Below are 23,588 nucleotides of genomic sequence, written 5' to 3' on the forward strand. Positions count from 1 at the left end.
TGAATAATTAGTAACTAACGGTATAACTGTTAGTTTTACTTTCTTGGTAACCAATTCGATGCGCGAGTACGTTAATTTCGGTACCTGCTGGTGCTGTAAATGGAGCTTGGTACAACTGCCACAAGCTTGGTTCAACACCTTCTTTAATAATTTGATACGCGATAGTTGCACCTAAAGTTTCATTATTAATGGTTACTACACCATCAACAAACTCAACCTGTGGCGCTTTTGTTTGCGGCTTAGTAGTCTGGCCTTGCCACAAATTATCAATCAATTGTCTCTCTGGTTTATTAGGCGTATCACCGATATCTGCTAACCATCTATCCATTTCCGCACTAAGGCGATTAAGCGTCTTTTGATGCTGAGGATCTGTCGCCAGATTATGTAATTCATGAGGGTCATTTATCGTATCAAATAACTCTTCTTTCGGTTTTTTCTCTCTAAACCATTGTGCTTGAAATTCATTTAATTGGCCTGCAGCTTTTAAACGTAATAACTCTTGCATCGTTGGAATTTTTTCACGGTACGCTAGTGGTAAATAATAACCTTGCTCTGGACGATAATTACGTATGTATTTAAAACGCTTATCTTTAACCGCACGAATAGCATCAGTGACTTCATCAAAACGATCGGCAGCGGCATGAATATAATCACGCGGTTTATTAAGGTTGTTAATAAAATTACGGCCATGCATATATTCAGGTACTGAAATACCCGCTAATGCCATCGTTGTTGGGGCAAAATCAATAAAACTTATTAGCTGATCATCAACCGTTCCTGCTTGGTTTTTGTCAGGGAAACGAATGATCATTGGCACTTTTAAGCCACTGTCATAAATTAAGCGTTTTTGACGAGGTAAAGGACCACCATGATCAGAATAAAAGACAATTATGGTATTGTCGTATAAACCGTCGTCTTTTAACTGCTGTAAAATCGCCCCCATTTGTCGATCAGTTTCAGCCAAATTGTTATACATTTTCCACATGTCGCGACGAACAACATCTGTATCAGGTAAATACGGTGGAATATTAAACTGCGTATCTTTAGATAAATGAACAGCTGTTTCGCTTTCTTTGGTTTTTATGGAATGATGTTGAGGCAATTCAGCAATGCGTTTGGCATCATCTGAAAAATAGTGACGAGATTCTATTTTTCGAAAACCATAAGGTTCGAACAAACCTGACTCATGGGTAGTAGTAAAATTAAAAACTGCAAAAAATGGTTTATCGGCTGGGCGGTTACGCCAATGGGCGTAAGGACCACTTTCATGCCAAGCCGCTTTAGGTGCCTCAAATTGGTAATCGGTTTTTAAATTATTGGTGGTGTAATAACCTTGCTCACGCATGTACTGACTTAGCATTTTAGCTTGAGCGGGTGGTACCGCTTCGTACTTTGGTAAACCTGTTTGTTCAGTATTAGATGTTGTTCGCATATGATTAGCACCAATAGCCGATGGGTACATACCAAGTGCTAAAGCAGCCCTACTTGGTGAACAAACACCCGAAGTAGAATAAACATTGGTATATTTAACCCCTTCTTTGGCTAAGCTGCTTATCGTTGGTGTACTGATGGTATTGTCGCCATAGTCCGGTAAGATTGGGCTCATATCCTCAACAACTAACCATAAAATATTAGGTTTTACCTTCTCAGTTTTTACAACTGAAGATGTATTTTCTACGCTTAAGTTTTTGCGGTTTTGTTGTTCACAGGCACTTATTCCAACGAACAAAAAGGAAATCAAACCCCATTTTAAATAAAATTTCATATTCTTAATCTTATAGCATTATGGTTATTACTCATGTTTAGTATGAGTTTTATAGCTTTATTTACTTACTAAAAAAGCACAGCTCTTTAGCAGATAAAAAGCAAAATAAAATCAATATTAATCATGATATGTTAAATAAAATCAAATTTAAACACAAAGATTCAATATAAATAATGGGATTATTAGTTATGAGGTAATAAAACAATATTGCTTTGAGGATTTATAAAGAAACAAGATGAAACAAATTATTTAGGCTTAATTGCTAATTCTTCATCAAACTCAAACCACAATTCGGCTCTGTTTAGTTTAGTATCTTGAGGTAGATAAGGGTTTTCTATGACAAACACTTTGCGCTTATTTAATTCTGCTTTTGTTAGTTTGTCACCAAAATGGCGATAAAATATTTTTTTATAAGTGCCATCGGCGATCATTCTTTCTAAGCCTTCTTCAATGCGCTTGGCTAACCTTGGCTCTTTTGGAGAAACAAAAATATAAAAGGGTGACTTAATATAAAGTGCTATCGTTTTTTCCACCGCCAACTCAGTAAATTTTTCTTTGCGCAGTAGTAAATCGTCGGCAATATCGTTAACCGCAAGTGGAATATAATCAATCCGTCCTGACGCTAACATAGGAAAAAGCCCATCAAGGGTACTAACTTCAAAAAAATTAAACTGGTGTTTTCTAAAAACGTCAGAAGTGGTCCAACCCTGACGAAGGCCGGCCAGCTTATTTTTTAATTGATTGATATTTTCTATTTGAGCGAAGTCAGCTTGATTATTTTGGTTGATGGTTAATAACCGGTAGTTCATTACACCACGCTTTAACGGGATTTTTATCGCTAATGACTTGGCTTCCAATTCAGGCTTGGTAATTGCCATAAAAAGATTTATCTCTTTACCTGATTGAATATCTAAAATGGCACGTTGTGGCACACGATAAGGCACCGTTTGCTCAATTTTATAAGCACCGTATGTATCTTGGGTAGCAATCAGTGCTTGTTCTAAAATCTCATATTTATATGGCATGCGTGGATCATTATGCATTCTCGGCTTGCCAAATTTAACAACATCAATCGCCAATGTGCTGAACGAGAAAAAGATAAAACTCACAACTAAAAAACGCATAACACCTACCACTTATTACTAAGTAAACAAATCTTAATACAAAACGCTAATAAAAAGTCATTCCTGAGTATTTAATATGTAACCTTAGCACCATTTGATAAAACATGGTGCAGAATAAAAAATAAACCTAAATGCGCGCATTTATCATGCTGCCAATAAAAAATCACAATAACAGTACTGGTGCCATTATAGTAAATTTTAATCAATCAACCCTAGATGTTTAGCATGGTAGCTTAAATGCTGGTCAATAAAACTACTGATAAAAAAGTAACTATGATCATAACCCTCTTCCATATTTAAGGTCAGCGGATACCCCACTTGCTGTGCTGCTAATTGTAATAATTCAGGCTTTAATTGCTCTTCCAAGAAGTTATCTTGACTACCTTGTGACACCAGCATTGGAATGTTACTAACCGTATTTTTTATTAAATGGCAAGTATCATATTGCTGCCAATTAGCCGTATCCACTCCCAAATAAGCGGTAAATGCTTTTTGCCCCCAAGGGCAATTCATAGGGTTCACTATTGGGCTAAACGCCGAAACCGATTGATACATGGTTGAATTTTTTAACGCTATAGTAAGCGCTCCATGCCCCCCCATTGAATGTCCGCTGATCGACTTATTTTTTGATACAGGAAAGTTATTTTCGATTAATACCGGTAACTCTTTCACAATATAATCATACATTTGATAATGTGTAGACCAAGGTTGCTCGGTTGCATTTACATAAAAACCTGCACCTAAACCTAAATCGTAAGCGCCCTCGCTATCATCAGGTACACCTTCACCACGCGGGCTAGTATCTGGCGCAACAATAGCAATACCAAGCTCTGCCGCTTTTTTAAAGGCACCCGCTTTTTGCATAAAATTTTCGTCACTGCAAGTTAAACCTGACAACCAATATAACACTGGTACTTTATGTTGTGCGCTTGCTTGTGGCGGCATAAATACAGCAAAGCGCATTTGACAAGAAAGAACATTTGATTGATGTTGATATTGCTGATGAAAACCACCAGCAACTTTGTTTTCTGATACTTTTTCTAACATAATATTTAACTTATTGGTCACTGAATATTGGTAACTGCTGTTTTGTGTCTTTAACACTCGCCTTCAAACGAATCACGAGTGTAAAGACAAAAAATAAGGGAGAGGATTATTTATTAAAATGAATAACGCTACGAATACTTTCACCTTTATGCATTAAGTCAAAAGCTTCGTTAATACCTTCTAGACCCATTGTATGGGTAATAAAATCATCTAATTTAAACTCACCCTGTAAATAACGTTCAACATAGTCAGGCAATTCAGTACGACCTTTCACGCCACCAAATGCTGTACCACGCCATACTCGACCAGTAACTAGCTGAAAAGGTCTCGTTGATATTTCTTGTCCAGCACCAGCAACACCAATGATCACCGACTCACCCCAGCCTTTATGACAACACTCTAACGCCGAGCGCATGACATCAACATTACCGATACATTCAAAAGAATAATCAACACCGCCATCGGTTAATTCAACGATATAATCTTGAATTGGCCCCTCGATGTTTTTTGGGTTTATACAGTCAGTAGCACCTAGCTTTTTAGCTAATTCAAATTTACTGTCATTAATATCGATAACTATTATACGACTCGCTTTTGCCATAGTCGCGCCAATCACCGCGGATAAACCAATACCACCTAAACCAAAAATGGCAACCGTATCACCAGCTTCAACTTTTGCGGTATTCATGACCGCACCCATACCGGTAGTCACCCCACACCCTAACAAACATACTTCTTCTAAAGGCGCAGATGGATTAACTTTAGCTAACGATATTTCAGGTAAAACAGTATATTCAGAAAAAGTAGAACAGCCCATATAATGGTAAATTGGTTGGCCATCTTTATAAAAACGCGTAGTGCCATCAGGCATTAAACCTTGCCCTTGGGTGGTACGAATTTTTTGACATAAATTGGTTTTTCCTGATAAACAAAACTTACATTCGCGACATTCTGGTGTATACAATGGAATAACATGGTCACCAACAGCAACACTAGTCACCCCTTCACCAACTTGTTCAACAATACCGCCACCCTCATGGCCTAAAACCGCCGGAAATATACCTTCAGGATCTTCTCCCGATAAAGTAAAAGCATCTGTATGGCAAACCCCTGAAGCAATAACTTTTACTAACACTTCACCCTTTTTAGGAAGCATTACATCAATTTCTTCAATTGATAATGGTTGATTAGCCGCCCATGCGACCGCAGCTTTTGCTTTTATAAATTGCTCAGACATAAGTTTCTCAAATGTTAATTGTTTACTAATTTTAATGACCTTATCGCATTATACGGATATACCCAATTGAAATTAATAGCTAATTTATATTTAGATACAAAAAAGCAACTAACCATAGTTGCTTTCAATTAATAGGATAATCGTTTTCCTAAATATTCTTACATTAAGTTTTAAATTTACTCACTAAGCTCGACAATTGATTTGCTGAATTAGCCACTTCTTCGGTAATAGTGAACGACTCAACTGAAATCGCTTCATTTTCTTGTGCAGTTGAATGCAGCTCTTCCAAAGTATGAGTTATTGATTGTGAAACTTGTGTTTGCTCTTCAGTTGCCGCTGCTGTTTGGTGTGAGTAACCGCTTACTTCATTAGCAATTGTTAACATGTTTTCAAATTGCTTTTCAACGTTATTAACTATTTCAACAACTGCTTGAGTTTTTTCAGCGCCAGCATTAATTGACAATGAAACATTACTGACTCCTGCCTGTAATTTTTCAATCATATCTTGAATGCTATTGGTCGACTCCTGCGTACGATTAGCTAAGGTTCTTACTTCATCAGCAACTACCGCAAAACCACGCCCCTGCTCACCGGCACGTGCCGCTTCAATAGCTGCATTTAAGGCTAATAAATTAGTTTGCTCGGCAATACCACGAATAACATCTAACACCGAAGCAATTTGATTTGAGTCACCCACTAACACTTCTGTTGTTTGATGAGCACTAACCACCGCCGCATTAACCTCATCAATGCCAGAAATTGCTGATAATAACTGCGCTTTACCATCACTAGCTGTTTGTCTACTTTCATTGGCTGTAGTCGCTGAATTAGTTGCCACCACAGAGATCTCTGCATTTGCTTCCGACAATTCATTCACCGAATGAGTTACGCTGCCAACAAAAGTTTGCTGTGCTTCCGCTGATTGTCGCGTTTTTTCTGCAATCGCTTCAAGTGATAAAATATTTTTACTTAAACTAGCGGATTCTTGCTGAATATTTTTTATAAGTGCTGCTAAGTTTTCGACAAAGTCATTGAAAGCATCGGACACTTTAGCTAATTCTGAATTATTTCTAAAATTTAATTTACGGGTTAAATCACCATCACCTTGGCCTATTTCTTTAATTAAATGCGCTAATTCATATAATTCTTCAGAAAATTTCTTCGGTGACAAATAAGCAATAGCAATCGAAAAAGCAAGCACTGCTAAGATGATGATTTGTACAATACCGGCGATAGTATTAATATCTTCATTCACCGCGGCTACGGTATTATTTTCAACAATTTCTACAGCCTCACCTGCTTTATCTAGAATATCTCGAACCTGCGCAAAATACACTTGCGAACTACTCAACTGCTCCTCTAATATCGCTTTATCTTGCTGGCTTGCCACTAATTCAAAGTATTTCGTTGACGCTGCCAACCATTGATTATAAACCCCTTTAAAACCAGTAACATATTGATCAACTTCACTATACCCCTTCATGATAGCGGTAAACTGATTAAAACGATCAAGTACTTGCTGGGCATTTTCGGTAAATTCATTTTCCAAGGCAGGATCGTTGGCAGATAAAGCCGCTTGCTGTGCCACAAAAGCCTGATAAATATCCCTATCCGCATTTAATATCAGCGACAAAGCAGGTGTGTACTTTTTATCGTAATCACTAATCAAATCATCCTTTTTGCCCAATAAGTACGTTTGAGCAATATAAGTAACAATTACCACTGAAATAACAGCAATTAACGGTAAGGTGTATTTTACTCTTAATGATTTAAAATCCATAAATTTAACTCTTAACACAATTTACATAAACTATAGACGAAATTTATCAAATGGGGGCAATGACAAAATATTTTTAACAACACTTCAACTAGACCTTATACGCTACTATGCTAAACTGCCTAAAAATCTTACATTTTTAAAGCATATGAACGAGAAAAAACTTTTAGAACAAGCGCATTTAGCCTGTAAAAACCGAGGTGCTAGATTAACTCCGATCCGTGAGCAGGTCTTTTTATTACTGGCGAAACACCATGGCGCTGTTGGGGCATACGATTTATTATCAGAATTACAAACTATCGACCCTTCTGCCAAACCTGCAACCATTTACCGCGCATTAGACTTTTTAAATCAGCAAGGTTTTGTTCATAAAATTGAATCGATTAATTCCTTTGTTATGTGTGATCATTTCAGTGAATGTAGTCATCCGGTACAGCTTTTGATTTGTGACGAATGTGGTAGTGTTGATGAAATTCAGTCAGAAAATTTAGATTTAGCTTTACGTTCAATGGCTGATGCGAACGGCTTTAAAATCAGCCATCAAATTGTTGAAGCGCATGGTTTATGTCAAACATGCCAAAGTTAACACGTTAATGAAATGAGTTAATAAGGTTTAAATAAAGCAAAATACAGGCAATAAAAATAACTGAAATGTTTAAAACCTATGATTTGGAAAATTTTAAAATTAAGCAAACAATAACAAACAGTCAGATTTATCGCCTAAGAAAGATCACAAATAATTACCGAAAATATTGCGCAACACCTTGTAATTAGTTATAAAAACATTAGAAGATATTAATTTTCATTAAACGTTTAAGTGACTAAAGCAAGATAATTGTTAACGGTCGAAAACAAAAAACCAATTTTTTTACGAGGATTATTGGTAAAAAACGATTTACTCGTCGATACTTAGGCTAAACAAATAATACTGTGAATTATCAAGACGCTGCAAAAAAGAGCAGTTTATGCCTCGATAAAAAACATCGTATTTTATTAATTAAATAATAATATCTGCTTCTGATTTACATTTGTTTCTTAACAATGCAGAATGAAGCAATAATAGACAAAATAAGGGCTTGGAAAGCTTCATGAATGTAGAGTTTATTAACCCATTTTTATCATCTATGCTAAATGTTATGTCAACTATGGCGCAGATGGAATTAACCCCCGAAAAACCAAAGCTTAAAAGCGATGATATTGCCAAAGGTGATGTCTCAGGTTTAATTGGTATGGTCAGTGAGCAAGCCAAGGGCTCATTATCTATTACTTACGAAGGTTCTTTAGCGATCGCCACCATGAAAAAAATGGTGGGTGAAGGCCCTGATGAAGTTAATGATGAAATAATTGATCTTGTTGGTGAGATCACCAATATGGTCACTGGCGGTGCAAAACGTATGTTAAGCGAAAAAGGTTTCGAGTTTGACATGGCAACGCCTATGGTTGTATCCGGTAAAGACCATACTATTCATCATAAAGCTGAAGGCCCTGTCGTCATTATTGCATTGAGTTCACCTGATGGAAAAGCCTATATTGAATTCTGCTTTGACTAAAAGCCGTTAAAGCCTGACGTCTATTACTAAATTAATAAACCCCAATACAGTTTTGTATGGGGTTTTTTATTAGCTAAATTTTCTATTTATTAATGAACCTGAATCTAGGTTAATGAGTATATTATGTGGTTACAAAGTGAATTTACTTTAAAAGCAAGGCAACGTGGTTTTCATTTGATCACCCGTGAAGTAGAGCAAGCCTTGCCCGATATCAGCCGAATTTCTGTTGGCGTAGTGCATTTATTTATTCAGCACAGCTCAGCTTCTTTAACCATTAATGAAAATGCAGACCCGACGGTACGCACCGATATGGAGTCACACTTTAACCACTTTGTGCCTGAAAGAGCGAAATATTATCTCCACACTTATGAAGGTGATGACGATATGCCCGCTCATATAAAAGCCAGCATATTAGGCGCAAATATCACCATACCGATTACTAATGGCCGTTTAAATTTAGGTACTTGGCAAGGTATTTATTTGGGTGAACACCGTGATCACGGTGGCCGTCGCCATATTGTAGCCACCATCTCTGGTGAATAAGGTCAATTTGAGTCAATTATTGCCCACTTGTGCCGGTTAAAATATTCCATCGCTGCGTTGTTTTCAATCCCAATAGCCAGGTATTGCTCAATCAAGCGCCTTGCCATGATGTATTTTTCCTACGCACAACAAGATCACAAACTGAATGAAATTGGTATAAAACAAAGCGTATTGCCCTTTTTTCTGGATAAATTCACCTCAAAGTGCAATACGATCTTGTCGTTCAAGAGTCGCTAAATAACCTAAACTTAGAATAAAAAGTCCCACAGCTAAGCGCTATGTGTTTACCAACTATTACCAACCATGCCGTAACAATTAAAAATCATTCTCAATAAAAGTAAAAATAAATTCAAATTAAAACAACGAGTTAAACATTAATTTTAAAATAACTAAAATAATTTGGAATAAACTCCATTCGTCAATCGTTACCTTAGTGACTTTACTAAAAACTCCATGAGGATACGATTATGATGAACTTAACTAAAACAGCTTTATACATTTCATGTGCATTAACAACAACGGCTTTTGCTAACACTGAAGCGAACTTAACTTTCTCTACAAACAGTAATGCGCAAGCTGAATATCAAATGGAACAAGCTCAGTTTACGACAGCTTCAACTATGCAAAACCAGGCAAATGCATCATCAGAGCAGAACATCGATACAGATACAAGCCAAGCAGCTCAAGCGAATAACGAAGTAGCCGCTAGCAATAACAGCGAAGTTGAAGCCAGTGCAGAACAAGATGATAAGGTAGCGGGAAATAGCTCAGTATCAAATGAATCTTCGGCTGAAGCTAACTCTGAAACAACATCAGAAACAAACTCGGATGAAAGCAGCGATACAGCAAAAACTGGTTCAGAAGCTGATGGTGAAGCGTCAATGTCAGTTGGTAGCAAATTATTCGCTGAAACATTAACAAAATCAGGTCAGCAACTACAAGCTAACGTAGGTGAAAGCCATACCATGTTACAAGAAACTCTTGTCTCTGGTAGTTCATCGGTTGTTTCAACTATCGACTCAGGTATTACATCTGGGGTAACTCTGGGCCAAAACGTCAATACAACGAGTAGTGAAACAATTGACCTAGCTCTAACGGCTAGCGAACAGCAAGCCATGGCTGTAATAAATAACTTGTCTGCAACTGTAGAGCAAAATACCAGTGTTATTGTGGAACAAGCGATTGATAACACAGTAAATGCCAACTTGGCGGCGGAGCTATTAAGTAACACAGAAGCACTTACTGATGCCGAAGTAACTAATGCCTTAAGCCAAACGCTTGATGCCACCATCAATGCCACCACAGAACAAAGTGTTCATAACAGTGTCGAGCAAAGTGTTACGCAAAACGTAACTGAACAAATTGACAATGCGGTTACCTTAACCGTTGATAATTCAGTAGAAAATGCGATTAACGCTAGCTCAGGCTTAGGTATTTAACCTTAACTATCAAAGCCAATAGTAAATAACGAGACAAGGCGAGTTTTAACCACTCGCCAGCTCTTTTATTAATGCAACGTTTGTGGAGCATCAAAATGAAAAACATTAACCCCCCTTTATTACTACTTAGCGTCTTAATCGGCTCTGCCATTGCTAGCAGTGTACATGCCGATGATGTTGACCTAACTTGGGAAGTTAACAGTGGTGTTAAGCACGACAATACTTTAACTATTGCCGAACTTGATCAAGTTAGTCAGCAATCAGACGTTGCCTTAACCTTACAAGCCCAAGCAAAAGTTAAATGGCAAATCACCCCTAAATTAACCTTAAAATCTACCGCTAGTTACCAAATTAATGACTATCAAAGGTACAGCAATTACGACTTAAATATCGCTAAAATTGCCTTCGATTTAGATTATCGTTTAGCTGACTCAACCATAGGCACAAGTTATTATTTTGTTGATGCCAAGCTCGATAAAGCCGACTTTTTACAATTTAGTCAAAACAGCCTTTATTGGTCAAAATTATATCAGCAACGTTATTTATTGCGTTTTTCTGCTGATATTAAAGAAAAAGAATTTGCTAACTTAACCGAACGTGACGCCAGCAGTTTTTCAGTTAGCAACCAACACTTTTACTTTTTCAATCAAGCTAAAAGTTTTGTCTCGCTCAATTTAACGGCTGATAATGAAAATGCCAAAGACAACCAATTTTATTTTCGTGGTTTTGGTGTTCGCGCGTTATATTCTCATAGTTTTGTCGGCTGGCAGCATGAGCAACAACTACAATTTGGTTGGCAATATAACAAAAGAGATTATCAACAAGCCGGTACCGAGGAACAGCCACAACGTAAAGACAATAGCCAAGTGGTTGACGCAACCTGGTTATTCAACCTAACGCCAAACTGGTCAATAAACACTAAAGTGGAATATGGTAATTATCAATCAACACTTGAAAACTTAAATTACGATGAAACCATCACTTCATTGAGCTTAAAAGGCACATTTTAACTCTGTAAAACACGCTTTATACCCATCCTAATTTGCCGACCGCTTCATACTTTGAACCGGTCGGTTTTTTACTTAACGGCTAATTTCAACTTTATAATTAATTTTAGAAAAATGTAACTAAGTCCCAATCCAATTAGCAATAAGTGAACAACCAATACCTATAATAATTGTTGTAACAAAGTGAGCTGCCGCTTTTAATTTACTGTTTTTAATTTTTGTTGCTGACTCCAAAACATAATTTTCATCCGCTCCAGAAAAATTAATATATGATTGCTCATAAATACTATCTAAGTTGTACTCAATTCTATTACCAAAAAAACTACCTATACGAATTGACAAATAAGCTAACAAAACTGAAGCCAAAGAAAATATGACAGCTATTTTTGTATTTATATTTTCAATCAAAATTTTATCTGAAAACACATAAACATAATAACAAATCAAACTTAGCAGAGAGTATTTTGTTAACCTTGGGGCGAAATGGGAAAATTTACGAGCTATTTTAACTGCTGAAGGAATTGCATTTCGATCTACGGTATTAAACCAACTTTTGATTACACTCATTAGTGCGTTAGCTACTGTACTGTCTACATACTCAATAGCAAACGATGCCGCTTTGGCCGTTTCCATTTGATATAAAGGAATATTAAATGGAACAGAGTCTAATTGCTTTCTCATAGTCTCTATTTTTGCTACACGAGAAGCCATTCTTATAGAAATGATGTATTCTTGAGGACGGCTGGTTTTTGGCAAAATAATAAGAATGTTATATTTTATTATGACCTCTTCAACCGCTGTCCCTCGACTTCCAACATGTAACTTTAAACGTTCTAAACTACTAAAGCGTTCAGATGAATCATCAATATAATTTACTGAGTATGTTTCATGAAAAGAGCATACATTATACTGTTCTGTTGATTGTTCTAATCTATGATGTAGCTGTTCTACATGGGCTAATTTAAGAACAAAAGGATCGCTATATAATTCTCTTAGCCTCTCCGACTTACCTGTAATTTCATTATAAAAATCTTGAGCTAACTGGAAGCTAATTTTAGTAGATGCTTTTTCATCACCTAACGCAACAACATTATTATCCTCGCTCTCATATCCATCAAATTCGACTACTTCCGTCATTAAATACTCCTTGGCCTAATACACCAGATAAACAGTTGTTATAAATTTTATTCTGCTTGAACCTAAATAATATAACTAACTTACCTTTAAGCATCAATGATTTACTTTGAACAGCTAAAGTTGTTTATAGAAATTAATCCAAAGAGTTACAGTTACTGTATGTAATACAAAAACTGTACGACTTACTAAAAATAAACATTCCAATTTAATGCACTAACTAAGCTCTTTTCTAAAGCCCTATTCGGCCATAGCCAAATAGTGGATCTAAACCTCTTTCGCCTAAATCAATCGCTTGCTCGCTTAATATGTGCCAATAATCAGTCTTGTTATCAGAGGTTTGTACAGCTTGCTGCTTAGCACAAGCGGCATATGCACTAACAACCGGAGCGGCCATTGAAGTACCGCTCTCATAGCCAAAATCACCAGATAATCGTGCTGTTTTCACCGAAACACCAAGCGCTGAAAAATCAACATAATCACCACGATTAGCCCAACGATAAAGCTTGTTGTTCTTATCGATAGCGGTCACACCAATTACTTGTTCATAAGCGGCCGGATATAACGGTGGGGAATGTGGTCCTTCATTACCAACAGCAGCCACAATAATAATATCTTGCGCTAATGCGGTTTTAATTACCCTTGCTAAAATGGCATTGTCGGGTCCCGCTAAACTTAAGTTGATCACAGATACTTGCTGACTTAATAGCCAATTAATGCCCGCCACTAAACTAAATAAATTAGCCCCTTGGCTAAAATCACTTTGACCATAAAATACTTCTGCGGCATATAATTTAGCATTTGGCAGTAACGCGGGTAACTCAACCGAGTTACTAATAAATAATGCCGAAATGGCTGTGCCATGAGCTTTTGGTGACGTTAACTTATTATCAACAAAGCTTTGCCTTATTAAGCTTTTGTTTTTAAAAACTGGATGCTGATCTTCAATGGCGGTATCAACCATACCAATAGATAGTGGTGCTAAACATGCTGCATAATTTAACGTGCTTGTGCTTAGCTCTCTAAAAACTTGCTTTGGTTTTGTGCTTGAAAGTGATGTTTTGGACGTCTGAGCTGTTGAAGCTTGTGCCTGATATACATAGTCACGGGTTAATTTTTTTTGTAACGACACAGGTAATACGCTTGCTAACTGCTTAGCGTTATCAAGCGAGGCACTCACTTTAAATTGCACTAAGGTTAATGCTAGTGCATTAAATTCTTTAGTTTTAACCAGTTCAATAACTTTATCTTGCGCTAATTGTTGTAATAATTTGAGCTCCTGAGGTGAACTCATCACTAACCATTGTTGCTCAATGGCGCGCCAGCCATTTTCAACAACAACATCACGAAATAAGGTATTACCGGCATTATCGACAATATTAAGCGACTCGGCTAAGTTACTTACTGGTAAAATTAACGAGCTCACTTCACCGTCTGGCAGTGCTGTGAATAAACTTTTGTTATTGAGTGTTTTTTTTGTTTTCTTTTGTAATTTGGTGATACTTTGATTGATAAGTTCATTTTGACGATGAATAATGCGCTCGTTCAGTATTGAATTTTCTATACCTGACAATTGCTTACCTAACAAACCATCAGCCTTAAGTGAAGCTGAAGATGTTATGCTAATACAGAATACCAATAGCGCTTGGGTAAATTTGAACATTATTTTTCCTAAAAAATCGCGAGCTATATTAATAAAACGTATTAAAAGTAAAAAAATTCCAAAAAGTTTGGAATAAAGTTAATAGTCATTCGTCTACTCATTATAAAGGAGAGATAAAATGAAAAATCAAATAATTGCTTTAGTTCCAATGATACGTCGGTTTGCCTATTCGCTAACCGGTAATCATCATGATGCTGATGATTTATTACAAAATACCATTGAACGCTTATTAACTAAAGGCGTACCTGATAATGTTGAGTTGAATAAATGGATGTTTCGGGTCTGCCGTAATTTATGGATTGATGAATACCGCTCACGCAAAGTTCGACAAACAGCGGCGCAATCACCGGAATTAACCAGTGGCCAAATTATTAATGATGAAAAACAACAAACCGATAGAATTAGCTTACAAGAAGTAAATAACGCTATGGATGTTTTACCAGACGAACAACGCTCAATTTTATCTTTAGTGGCGATTCAGGGCATGTCATATAAAGAAGTCTCTGAAACCTTAGAAATACCAATAGGCACGGTCATGAGTCGCTTATCACGAGCACGTATTAGCCTCAGCCAATGTTTAAATACCAGCACAGGAGTAATGGCATGAATAACACCACCTTTAGCGATGAAACTTTATCTGCCTTTTTAGATGCTGAGTTACCTGAGCAACAAATGGAACAGATCAGAGCGGCCTTATTAACAGACGATGACTTAGCCAATCGTTTAGCTAACTTAGCCATGGTTGATGAAATTATTGCCCATGAATATGAACAAATTAATCAACGTCCATTACCTTCGGCAATTAATGAATTATTAGCGGCGATCCCGGAAGAGTCAGCCCCCGTAACCACAATAAAAGCAGCTGAACAGTTTTCTGCCAATTCGGACATACCGGCACAAAAAAGCAATGTTATTAGCTTGTGGCAACGCAGCAAAAAAGCCATCAATAGCCCTTTTGCCCTCGCGGCAAGTATTGCCGTTGCGGTAGGATTTTTTGCTACCGTTTATACACAATCAAATTCAATAGTAGATAATAACTGGCAAGAAATAGCGCAAGTTTTAGAACATCAAACCAGTGGTAGTGAACAACAATTAACAAATGGTAAAGCAATAGCAACCCAGCTAACCTTTACTAATCAACAAGGGGATTTTTGTCGTCAGTTTGATATTAATAGCGCACAATCAGTTGAACATAATATTGCATGTCGCGTTAATCAAGAATGGCAATTAACTCTTACCGTGCATGAACAAAAGCAAGCAAGCCAAGATTACCAAACCGCAACATCAACCAGCGTGTTACGTGATCATATTGACAATATTGCCGCTAGTGATTTTTTTGATAAACAACAAGAGCAGCAAGTAATTAACAATCGTTGGGAAAAATAACCGAATACAATTATTCTCTTATACCGAAGTTAAATGAGGAATTTATTATGAAAAACGTTATTATTTTATTCAGCCTTATCGGCTTATTATCCGCTTGTTCATCAAGCCCTGAATATCGTGCTGCCAAAAATAACGGCTATGGCTACCAAGAAAGTGTTCTGAATCAAGACAAGGTACGTGTGCACTTTAAAACCCGCAGCGACAATAAACTGAAAGCGATTGATTACACCTTTTTACGCGCCGCTGAGTTAACCGTACAACAAAACTATGATTGGTTTATTGTGACTAGCCGTGATGTCTTAGTTGATGGTAAAAACCAACCAACTAGCTCTGTTCATACCGGTTTTGGTACTCGTCGTGATTGTGGTTTTTATGGCTGTAGTAGCCAACCAAGCACTCACTTAGGCATTGGTATTAACTTAGGTGATAAAGGGCAAGAAATTGAAAGTATTTTAGAAATTAAGCTAGGTAAAGGGATCCGCCCTGAAAACCAAGAAAGCTACGAAGCCCGTGAAATCATCAAAAATATGCGTACTAAATACAAGTTAGATGAAGCGAAAGAATAAGGCATTAACTGCAACTAGGTAGATAACCATATGCACACGTTAAATCCTTATTTAGCTCCGATACTTGCTGAGCTGGAGCAATTTTTTAATTGCTACTCGCTCAGCACTGAGTATCAAATTATTACGCATTTACAAAAGCGTAACATAGTGCCTTTTGCTGATTTTTCGTTAGCGAATTCGAAAGATTTATTCAGTGCCCATTTTCTTTGTATGCACGCACTTTATCATTTAAAAAAACAATATCAGCAAGAACACACATACCAACTGATCATTCAGTCGGTACAAATAGAAAGAGTGACGTTAAATGGCTCACAAGCTATCAGTGAAATTCCCACTTCAGCGCTAACGACAAACGACCCACTTGAAAGCTATTACTTAAATTCACAACACTATTTTGACACGCAAGAAGATGAAATAAATGACCTGTTAAAATCATTTTGGCAAAAATATATTGCTCAAGACAATAAACAAGCTGCGCTTGCTGTGTTAGAGCTGCCGATAGATGCCAACGCTAAAATGGTGAAAACACAATACTTAAAGCTGGCACAAAAACACCACCCAGATAAAGGTGGCTGTGCTGAGCTCTTTAGTAAAATTCAACAAGCGAAATCGACCTTAGATAAAGCCTTTTAAAGCGCGACACCATGAGATGATTCAAGCAAATAATGAAAATTATTTTAACAGTATTTTCACGCGGCTTTTAATATTACACAATAACTCGTAAGCAATGGTTGAGGCATAATTGGCAACGTCTTCAACCGGTAACCCTTGCCCCCAAAGTGTAACAACATCCCCAATATTATCATTAGCATCAGCCCCTAAATCAACGGTGATCATATCCATAGAAACACGGCCAACTAAAGGTACAATGCGACCATTAACTAACACCGGCGTGCCATTCACTGCATGCCTAGGGTAACCGTCACCATAACCAACAGCCACAACACCAATTGTGGTATCTTGCTGACATGTCCATGAACTGCTATAACCAACCGACTCCCCCGCTTTGATTTTACGAATAGCAATCAAACTTGATTGCAAGGTCATTACCGGTTTGATGTTCAACTGCTCGGCTGATTCATTCGCCATAGGAGAAACACCATAAAGCATAACACCTGGCCGTATCCAATCAAAATGACTGGCTGGCCAAGCACAAATTCCAGCAGAATTTGCCATACTTTTCGCTTGCGTTGGCGACAGTTGCTCAGTGACCTTGCTAAACACCGCTAATTGCTGAGCTGTCATAGGGTTTTCAACATCATCAGCACAAGCTAAATGGCTCATAAACACTAGTTCATTTTCAACATTATCACTTTCTAACAACGCTTGATAAAAATGTTCGAAGTCTTGTGTATCAATACCTAAACGGTGCATACCGGTATCTATTTTTAACCAAACTTTTAGCGGCTGCGTTAATTTAGCCGCTAAAATAGCGTTTAATTGTTGCTGGTTATGCACAATAGTTTGCAGATTATTCACCGATAAAATATCAATATCGTCGGCATTAAAAAAACCTTCTAATAGCACGATAGGCTTAACAATACCGGCAGCTCTTAACGCTAGAGCTTCGTCTAAACGAGCCACACCAAAAGCATCTGCTTGAATATCACTGCTCGATAATGCTTTAGCGATGCGTTCTAAACCATGACCATAACCGTTCGCTTTTAACACCGCCAATATTTGACTATGTGGAGCTTTTGCTTTGATAGTTTGATAATTATGTAAAAGCGCTTGGCGGTCAATTACTGCTGTTGCCGTACGAATAGTCATTAATTATTCTTCATCTAACACATGCGGGCCAGCATAATTATCAAAACGTGAAAATTGCCCTTGGAAAGTTAGTGGCACACGGCCAATTGGACCATTACGCTGTTTACCAATAATAATTTCTGCCATGCCTTTAAATTCAGAGTTATCGTGATAAACCTCATCACGATAAATAAACATGATCAAATCGGCATCTTGCTCAATAGAACCCGATTCACGTAAATCCGAGTTAACCGGCCGTTTATCAGCACGTTGCTCCAAACTACGGTTTAGCTGTGAAAGAGCCACAACGGGCACTTCAAGTTCTTTAGCTAGGGCTTTTAATGAACGAGAAATTTCGGCAATTTCTAAGGTACGATTATCGGCAAAACCCGGTGCTCGCATTAACTGCAAGTAATCGATCATGATCAGGCTAATACCACCATGATCACGAGCAATACGTCGTGCACGTGAACGTACTTCAGTAGGTGTTAACCCTGAAGCATCATCAATATACATTTTGCCTTTTTCGATCAACAAGCCCATGGTTGACGATAAACGCGCCCAATCTTCGTCACCTAATTGGCCAGTACGAATTTTAGTTTGATCAATCCGGCCAAGTGAAGCGAGCATCCTCATCATAATTTGCTCTGACGGCATCTCTAAACTAAAAATAAGTGCCGGTTTATCTTCCGTCATCGCCGCATGCTCTGCCAAGTTCATGGCAAAAGTGGTTTTACCCATAGAAGGACGAGCAGCAACAATAATTAAATCAGATTTTTGTAAGCCCGCAGTCATTTTATCGAGATCAGAATAACCAGTTGAAACACCGGTCACACCATCGTGCGGTTGCTGATAAAGCTTCTCAATACGATCAACGGTTTTTTCTAGCACCGAGGTAATATTTTCAGGTCCTTCTGATTTATTGGCTCTTGCTTCTGCTATTTGGAATACTTTGGTTTCAGCAAAATCAAGTAAATCAGCACTGGTTCTGCCTTGTGTATCATAACCCGCATCCGCTATTTCGTTCGCTACATGGATCATTTCACGGGTAACCGCACGTTCACGAACAATTTTAGCATAAGCAATGATGTTGGCAGCACTTGGTGTGTTACGCATCATTTCCGCTAAATAAACAAAACCACCGGCCGCTTCAAGCTGTTGTTCGTTTTCTAACGTTTCAGATAAAGTAATTAAATCAACAGGGTCGCCTAATTCAATTAAGGCACCAATAGTTTCAAAAATTAACCGATGTGAACGACTATAAAAATCTTGCGCAACCACCGCCTCAGACACGTTATCCCACATTTCGTTATCGAGTAATAAGCCACCTAACACGGATTGTTCGGCTTCTAACGAATGCGGCGGTACACGTAGCTGTTCAACTTGTTTATCACGCTGGGCGGGATTTTTTTTCTTATAATCTGTTGACGACTTTTCCGCCATATTGAACTACCTTGATGAGATAAATAGGGATTAATTCTAAGCCAATTAATGTAGCAAATTATTTACCTGAACACTACGAAAGCTTGTGGTTCTTTTTAAATTTCAGGTATAAAAAAAGCGCCATAAAGACGCTTTTTATCGGTAATAAATAATGACTTATTTTTTACCAAGAGCACCAAAACGCTTGTTGAATTTATCAACACGACCACCAGTTTCAGCAGATTTTTGCTTACCAGTGTAGAATGGGTGACACTCTGAACATACGTCTAAGTGTAAGTCTTTACCTACAGTTGAACGTGTAGTAATAACATTTCCGCAAGAACAATTTGCTTTGATCTCTACGTAATTTGGATGAATTCCGTCTTTCATGGGGTAACCTCGGTTAAGGCCGTATCGCCACTTAGTCTAGACATTGTTCCAGCTAAGCACCATACGAGTTAAAAATAATGGTGGCGAATAATAAAGGATCGCCGACTTAACCGCAATAGAAAACGGTAAATAAATAACCTATTTATCAGCCTTTTTTAACGAATCATCACTTTATCGAAACTTTTCTTGGTTTTTATTCGATTTTTACTTGGCAGCAAGCATGCTAATCGTCAGAATGACTAAATAAAATTCACTAATGCTGCGATTATTTCTTGTCTGACATGCCCAATGCTATTTTTGTTGAAGTTGCTATTCCTGTTCCGTTAAGGCAGCTATTTACTTACGCTGTGCCTGAAAAAATGGTCAACTCGCCAATAACTTTAGGTGAACGTGTCATTGTCCCTTTTGGGCCTCGCAAAGTAGTTGGTATTGTGATGGCAACACCAAAACACGATCAGCTTAGCAAAGACGTTGATTTATCTAAAATAAAGCCCATTATTGCCCGCGTCGCTGATAAGTATCATTTTGATAGCCAATTATTAAACCTGTTAAAGTTGGCAGCTAATTATTATCACCACCCCATTGGTGATGTTTTTAAACAAGCATTACCGGTAGCGCTTCGCGATATTGAACAACCTGATATTACACCTGAAATTGAATATATCACGGCGCAAACAATTGCCGATGAAGCGAAAGAAAAACTGACAAAAAAAGCCGCTAAACAGGCCAGCTTATTAAGTTTAATTGAGCAACATCAAGGTTTAAGTTGGCCAGAATTACGCACCTTAGGTTTTAGTAAAGCACAATTAAAGGCTTTAGAAAGCAAGTCTTATATTTCAGCGAGGCCACGAGAAACACAGCCTTTTAAAGCCACAGAAACAACTATTAACGAAAGCAATAAATTAGTACTATCACCGGAGCAGGCCAGTATTGTAGCTGGCATTAATCAATCAAATGATGAATATGTTTGCCATTTAATTGATGGCATCACAGGAAGTGGTAAAACCGAAGTTTATCTGCAAGCGATTGAAAAAATACTCCTTGCCAGCAAACAAGTGCTCATTTTAGTACCCGAAATTGGCTTAACACCACAAACGCTTTCACGCTTTGAGCAGCGCTTTAATGTCCCTATTCACTTACATCATTCAGGCTTAAACGATAGCGAACGCTTATCAACTTGGTTGGCGGCCCAACAAGGCAGTGCCGCGATAATTATTGGTACCCGTTCAGCCATTTTTACGCCATTGAAGAACTTAGGTTTGATCATTGTTGATGAAGAACATGATGCATCTTTTAAACAACAAGACAGTTTTCGTTATCACGGTCGAGACATTGCCGTTATGAGGGCTAGCCAGCTCAATATTCCGATATTATTAGGCAGTGCCACTCCCTGCTTTGAAACCTTACAAAATGCAAAGTCAGGTAAATATCGTTATCATCAATTATTAAAAAGGCCGGGCACCAGTAAACAAGCAACCATTGAATTAATCGACCTAGCTCAACAACAGGTTGAAAATGGTTTATCAGGCCAACTGATTCATCAAATCAAAACTACCTTAGCCCGCGGTGAGCAAGTATTAGTATTTATTAATCGTCGTGGTTTTGCGCCGGCTATTGCTTGTAAAGAATGTCATTGGGTGGCGGAATGTACTCGCTGTAATCACCCTTATACCTTACATAAAAAACAACAGCTGCTAATTTGTCACCATTGCGCTCATCAAATGCGGGTGGTTAAACAATGCCAACAATGTGGCAGTGTCCGTATGGCTGGCATAGGCCAAGGTACAGAGCAGTTAGAAGAACACTTACAAAGTTTATTTCCTGACTACCAAGCTATCCGAATTGATCGTGACAGTACTCGAAAAAAAGGTGAACTAGCGAAAATTTTACAAGAAGTTGCCGACAACAAACATCAATTGTTAGTGGGTACACAAATGTTAGCCAAAGGTCACCATTTTCCCAATGTGACTTTAGTGGCGGTATTAGATGCTGACGGTGCTTTATTCAGTTATGACTTTAGAGCTTCGGAAAACCTCGCACAATTATTAATTCAAGTAGCGGGTCGTGCCGGACGAGCAAGTAAACCCGGTAAGGTGCTATTGCAAACACAATATCCTGATCATCCACTGTTGCAAGACCTTATCCATAATGGCTATCCACATTTTGCCGCACAAGCCTTAATTGAACGCCAGCAAGCCTTGTTGCCACCATTTTGCCATCAAGTACTTATTCGGGCCGAAGCAAATTACCCTTCTTATCCTGAGCAGTTTTTACGCTCATTAACTGAGCAATACAATGATACTTGTATGGTGGCAGGTCCCATGCCGGCACCGATGGAAAAAAAAGCTGGCAAGTTTCGCTTTCATTTATTAATACAAAGTAAAAACCGACGCGATTTACACCGCTATATTCACCAATTATTACACCATATTCCGGATAACCCGTTAGCGAAAAAAGTCCGTTGGAGTTTAGATATTGACCCGCAAGAATTGACTTGGTAAAAAATAGTTACAACTTTTACTGATTTTTAAAAAACGCTTAGTTAAAATGAGAGCGAAATTTTCCCTTTAGTATATTTTCCATGGCTCATCAAGATTACGTTGCTCGCTCAAAGCAACAAAAAAACAAAAAGCATAACCCATATAAAAAAGCCCCTGCTGAGCCAAGTGGCATGTCATTTAAAGCTAAAGTTATCGCAGTTGTTACCGTGATCTTATTATTAAGCTTTGCTTACGGTTTATGGTCAATTAAAGATAATGTACCCAGCTCAGCAACGGATCAACCTTCTACTCCTGTTGCTGAAACCATTAAAAAAACAGACAAAGTTGAAATTCCGGTTTTTAATCAAGACGATGAATTTGACTTTATGAGTGATCTAAAAGAAAAAGAAGTTGAAGCCGGTAAATACGAAGTTAATGATCTAGGGCCTTTTTTAATGCAGTGTGGCTCCTTTAGAAAACGCTCTCAAGCCGAAGCTTTAAAAGCCAACATTGCTTTTAGTGGTATTTCTTCACAAGTAAAACAAACCAATGGTAGTAATGGCCTGTGGTATAAAGTCGTGTTAGGCCCATACGAGCGAAAACGTCTAGCAGAAAGCGACAAACACAAACTTTCACGCAACAAAATTAACGGCTGCCAAATTTGGTTATGGCGTTAATATTATTAGAACCACAGTTTATTACTTGAATTTTTAATAAAGACCCCCAACTTATTCTTCAATAGCATATGCTGGAACATTTATACCAGCCAACTAATTGAGGTTTATTCGTGACTACAATTGTATCTGTAAGACGTAATGGTAAAGTTGCCATTGGTGGTGATGGCCAAGTATCACTTGGTAATACCGTAATGAAAGGTAACGCCCGTAAAGTTAGACGTTTATATAACGATAAAGTACTTGCCGGATTCGCCGGCGGTACAGCTGACGCATTCACCCTATTTGAGCGTTTTGAAAGTAAACTTGAAATGCATCAAGGTCATTTAACTAAAGCTGCTGTCGAGTTAGCCAAAGACTGGCGTAGTGATCGTGCACTGCGTAAGCTCGAAGCATTATTAGCTGTTGCCGATGAAACAGCGTCATTAATCATTACCGGTAATGGTGATGTTGTGCAACCAGAGCACGACTTAATTGCCATTGGCAGTGGTGGTAATTTTGCGCAATCAGCCGCCACCGCCCTGTTAGAAAACACCGAACTTTCGGCAAAAGAAATTGTTGAAAAATCATTAAAAATCGCAGGTGATATCTGTGTATTTACTAATCATCACCACACCATTGATGAGTTGTAAGGA

At 37.9% G+C, this 23,588-nt stretch carries 22 protein-coding genes; 12 read left to right on the forward strand and 10 right to left on the reverse strand.

The features are described from left to right. Positions 1 to 7: 7 nt before the first annotated feature. The 5 genes from ACSLUO_RS13085 to ACSLUO_RS13105 all read right to left on the reverse strand — a co-directional run bounded on the left by ACSLUO_RS13085 (position 8) and on the right by ACSLUO_RS13105 (position 6,953). Entirely contained in the window at positions 8 to 1,765 is a 1,758-nt protein-coding gene (locus ACSLUO_RS13085; RefSeq protein WP_448249080.1) for a sulfatase family protein, read from the reverse strand. 245 nt (positions 1,766 to 2,010) lie between these two features. Then, a complete protein-coding gene (locus tag ACSLUO_RS13090) occupies positions 2,011 to 2,889 on the reverse strand; it encodes a substrate-binding periplasmic protein (protein WP_448249081.1) in 879 nt (292 codons plus the stop codon). Between the two features lie 198 nt (positions 2,890 to 3,087). Then, positions 3,088 to 3,939, reverse strand: a complete 852-nt coding sequence (gene fghA, locus ACSLUO_RS13095; RefSeq protein WP_448249151.1) for an S-formylglutathione hydrolase — start codon at positions 3,937 to 3,939, stop codon at positions 3,088 to 3,090. Positions 3,940 to 4,042: 103 nt separating this feature from the next. Beyond that, entirely contained in the window at positions 4,043 to 5,173 is a 1,131-nt protein-coding gene (locus ACSLUO_RS13100; RefSeq protein WP_448249082.1) for an S-(hydroxymethyl)glutathione dehydrogenase/class III alcohol dehydrogenase, read from the reverse strand. 163 nt (positions 5,174 to 5,336) lie between these two features. Next, a complete protein-coding gene (locus ACSLUO_RS13105; protein ID WP_448249083.1) occupies positions 5,337 to 6,953 on the reverse strand; it encodes a methyl-accepting chemotaxis protein in 1,617 nt (538 codons plus the stop codon). 145 nt (positions 6,954 to 7,098) lie between these two features. Here ACSLUO_RS13105 and zur point away from each other — a divergent pair, with 145 nt between their 5' ends. From zur to ACSLUO_RS13130, 5 genes are all read left to right on the forward strand, one after another. Continuing rightward, positions 7,099 to 7,536 (forward strand): zinc uptake transcriptional repressor Zur, encoded by a 438-nt coding sequence (gene zur / locus ACSLUO_RS13110; protein WP_448249085.1) that lies wholly within the window; start codon positions 7,099 to 7,101, stop codon positions 7,534 to 7,536. A gap of 502 nt (positions 7,537 to 8,038) precedes the next feature. Further along, a complete protein-coding gene (locus tag ACSLUO_RS13115; RefSeq protein WP_448249086.1) occupies positions 8,039 to 8,500 on the forward strand; it encodes a chemotaxis protein CheX in 462 nt (153 codons plus the stop codon). Between the two features lie 120 nt (positions 8,501 to 8,620). After that, positions 8,621 to 9,043, forward strand: coding sequence for a secondary thiamine-phosphate synthase enzyme YjbQ (locus ACSLUO_RS13120; RefSeq protein WP_448249153.1), 423 nt, complete (start codon positions 8,621 to 8,623; stop codon positions 9,041 to 9,043). Between the two features lie 467 nt (positions 9,044 to 9,510). Beyond that, positions 9,511 to 10,482: a hypothetical protein gene (locus ACSLUO_RS13125; RefSeq protein WP_448249088.1), complete on the forward strand. Its 972-nt coding sequence runs from the start codon at positions 9,511 to 9,513 to the stop codon at positions 10,480 to 10,482. 95 nt (positions 10,483 to 10,577) lie between these two features. Beyond that, positions 10,578 to 11,492 carry a hypothetical protein gene (locus tag ACSLUO_RS13130; RefSeq protein WP_448249089.1) on the forward strand — a complete coding sequence of 305 codons (915 nt, stop codon included), beginning with the start codon at positions 10,578 to 10,580 and terminating at the stop codon, positions 11,490 to 11,492. A gap of 117 nt (positions 11,493 to 11,609) precedes the next feature. On the opposite strand, the gene ACSLUO_RS13135 is transcribed toward ACSLUO_RS13130, so the two are convergent. Both ACSLUO_RS13135 and ACSLUO_RS13140 read right to left on the reverse strand, forming a co-directional pair. Continuing rightward, positions 11,610 to 12,626, reverse strand: coding sequence for a hypothetical protein (locus ACSLUO_RS13135; protein ID WP_448249091.1), 1,017 nt, complete (start codon positions 12,624 to 12,626; stop codon positions 11,610 to 11,612). Positions 12,627 to 12,855: 229 nt separating this feature from the next. Beyond that, positions 12,856 to 14,286, reverse strand: a complete 1,431-nt coding sequence (locus tag ACSLUO_RS13140; RefSeq protein ID WP_448249093.1) for a S8 family serine peptidase — start codon at positions 14,284 to 14,286, stop codon at positions 12,856 to 12,858. A 118-nt stretch (positions 14,287 to 14,404) separates the two neighbouring features. Between ACSLUO_RS13140 and ACSLUO_RS13145 the strand changes: the two genes are divergently transcribed. Genes ACSLUO_RS13145 through ACSLUO_RS13160 form a run of 4 tightly spaced genes read left to right on the forward strand, consistent with a single transcriptional unit; the run spans position 14,405 to position 16,871 of the window. After that, positions 14,405 to 14,893: an RNA polymerase sigma factor gene (locus tag ACSLUO_RS13145; RefSeq protein WP_448249094.1), complete on the forward strand. Its 489-nt coding sequence runs from the start codon at positions 14,405 to 14,407 to the stop codon at positions 14,891 to 14,893. Further along, positions 14,890 to 15,672 (forward strand): anti-sigma factor family protein, encoded by a 783-nt coding sequence (locus ACSLUO_RS13150; RefSeq protein ID WP_448249096.1) that lies wholly within the window; start codon positions 14,890 to 14,892, stop codon positions 15,670 to 15,672. Before ACSLUO_RS13145 ends, ACSLUO_RS13150 begins: the two co-directional genes overlap by 4 nt. Positions 15,673 to 15,719: 47 nt before the next feature. Continuing rightward, positions 15,720 to 16,238 (forward strand): CC0125/CC1285 family lipoprotein, encoded by a 519-nt coding sequence (locus ACSLUO_RS13155; protein ID WP_448249097.1) that lies wholly within the window; start codon positions 15,720 to 15,722, stop codon positions 16,236 to 16,238. Between the two features lie 30 nt (positions 16,239 to 16,268). After that, complete coding sequence (locus tag ACSLUO_RS13160) at positions 16,269 to 16,871, forward strand: DNA-J related domain-containing protein (protein WP_448249099.1); 603 nt, start codon at positions 16,269 to 16,271, stop codon at positions 16,869 to 16,871. Between the two features lie 39 nt (positions 16,872 to 16,910). Here ACSLUO_RS13160 and alr read toward each other — a convergent pair whose 3' ends face one another. The 3 genes from alr to rpmE form a co-directional block, all read right to left on the reverse strand. Continuing rightward, entirely contained in the window at positions 16,911 to 18,002 is a 1,092-nt protein-coding gene (alr, locus tag ACSLUO_RS13165) for an alanine racemase (protein WP_448249155.1), read from the reverse strand. A gap of 9 nt (positions 18,003 to 18,011) precedes the next feature. Beyond that, positions 18,012 to 19,430, reverse strand: coding sequence for a replicative DNA helicase (gene dnaB, locus ACSLUO_RS13170; protein ID WP_448249100.1), 1,419 nt, complete (start codon positions 19,428 to 19,430; stop codon positions 18,012 to 18,014). Between the two features lie 156 nt (positions 19,431 to 19,586). After that, entirely contained in the window at positions 19,587 to 19,799 is a 213-nt protein-coding gene (rpmE, locus tag ACSLUO_RS13175) for a 50S ribosomal protein L31 (RefSeq protein WP_448249101.1), read from the reverse strand. Positions 19,800 to 20,080: 281 nt separating this feature from the next. Here rpmE and priA point away from each other — a divergent pair, with 281 nt between their 5' ends. The 3 genes from priA to hslV all read left to right on the forward strand — a co-directional run bounded on the left by priA (position 20,081) and on the right by hslV (position 23,585). Next, entirely contained in the window at positions 20,081 to 22,300 is a 2,220-nt protein-coding gene (gene priA, locus ACSLUO_RS13180) for a primosomal protein N' (RefSeq protein ID WP_448249157.1), read from the forward strand. Positions 22,301 to 22,380: 80 nt separating this feature from the next. Continuing rightward, on the forward strand, positions 22,381 to 22,956 hold the full coding sequence (locus ACSLUO_RS13185) for an SPOR domain-containing protein (protein ID WP_448249103.1): 576 nt from the start codon (positions 22,381 to 22,383) through the stop codon (positions 22,954 to 22,956). Between the two features lie 110 nt (positions 22,957 to 23,066). Next, on the forward strand, positions 23,067 to 23,585 hold the full coding sequence (gene hslV, locus ACSLUO_RS13190; protein ID WP_448249104.1) for an ATP-dependent protease subunit HslV: 519 nt from the start codon (positions 23,067 to 23,069) through the stop codon (positions 23,583 to 23,585). The last annotated feature ends 3 nt before the right edge of the window (positions 23,586 to 23,588 follow it).

Source organism: Thalassotalea agariperforans, from assembly GCF_053470345.1.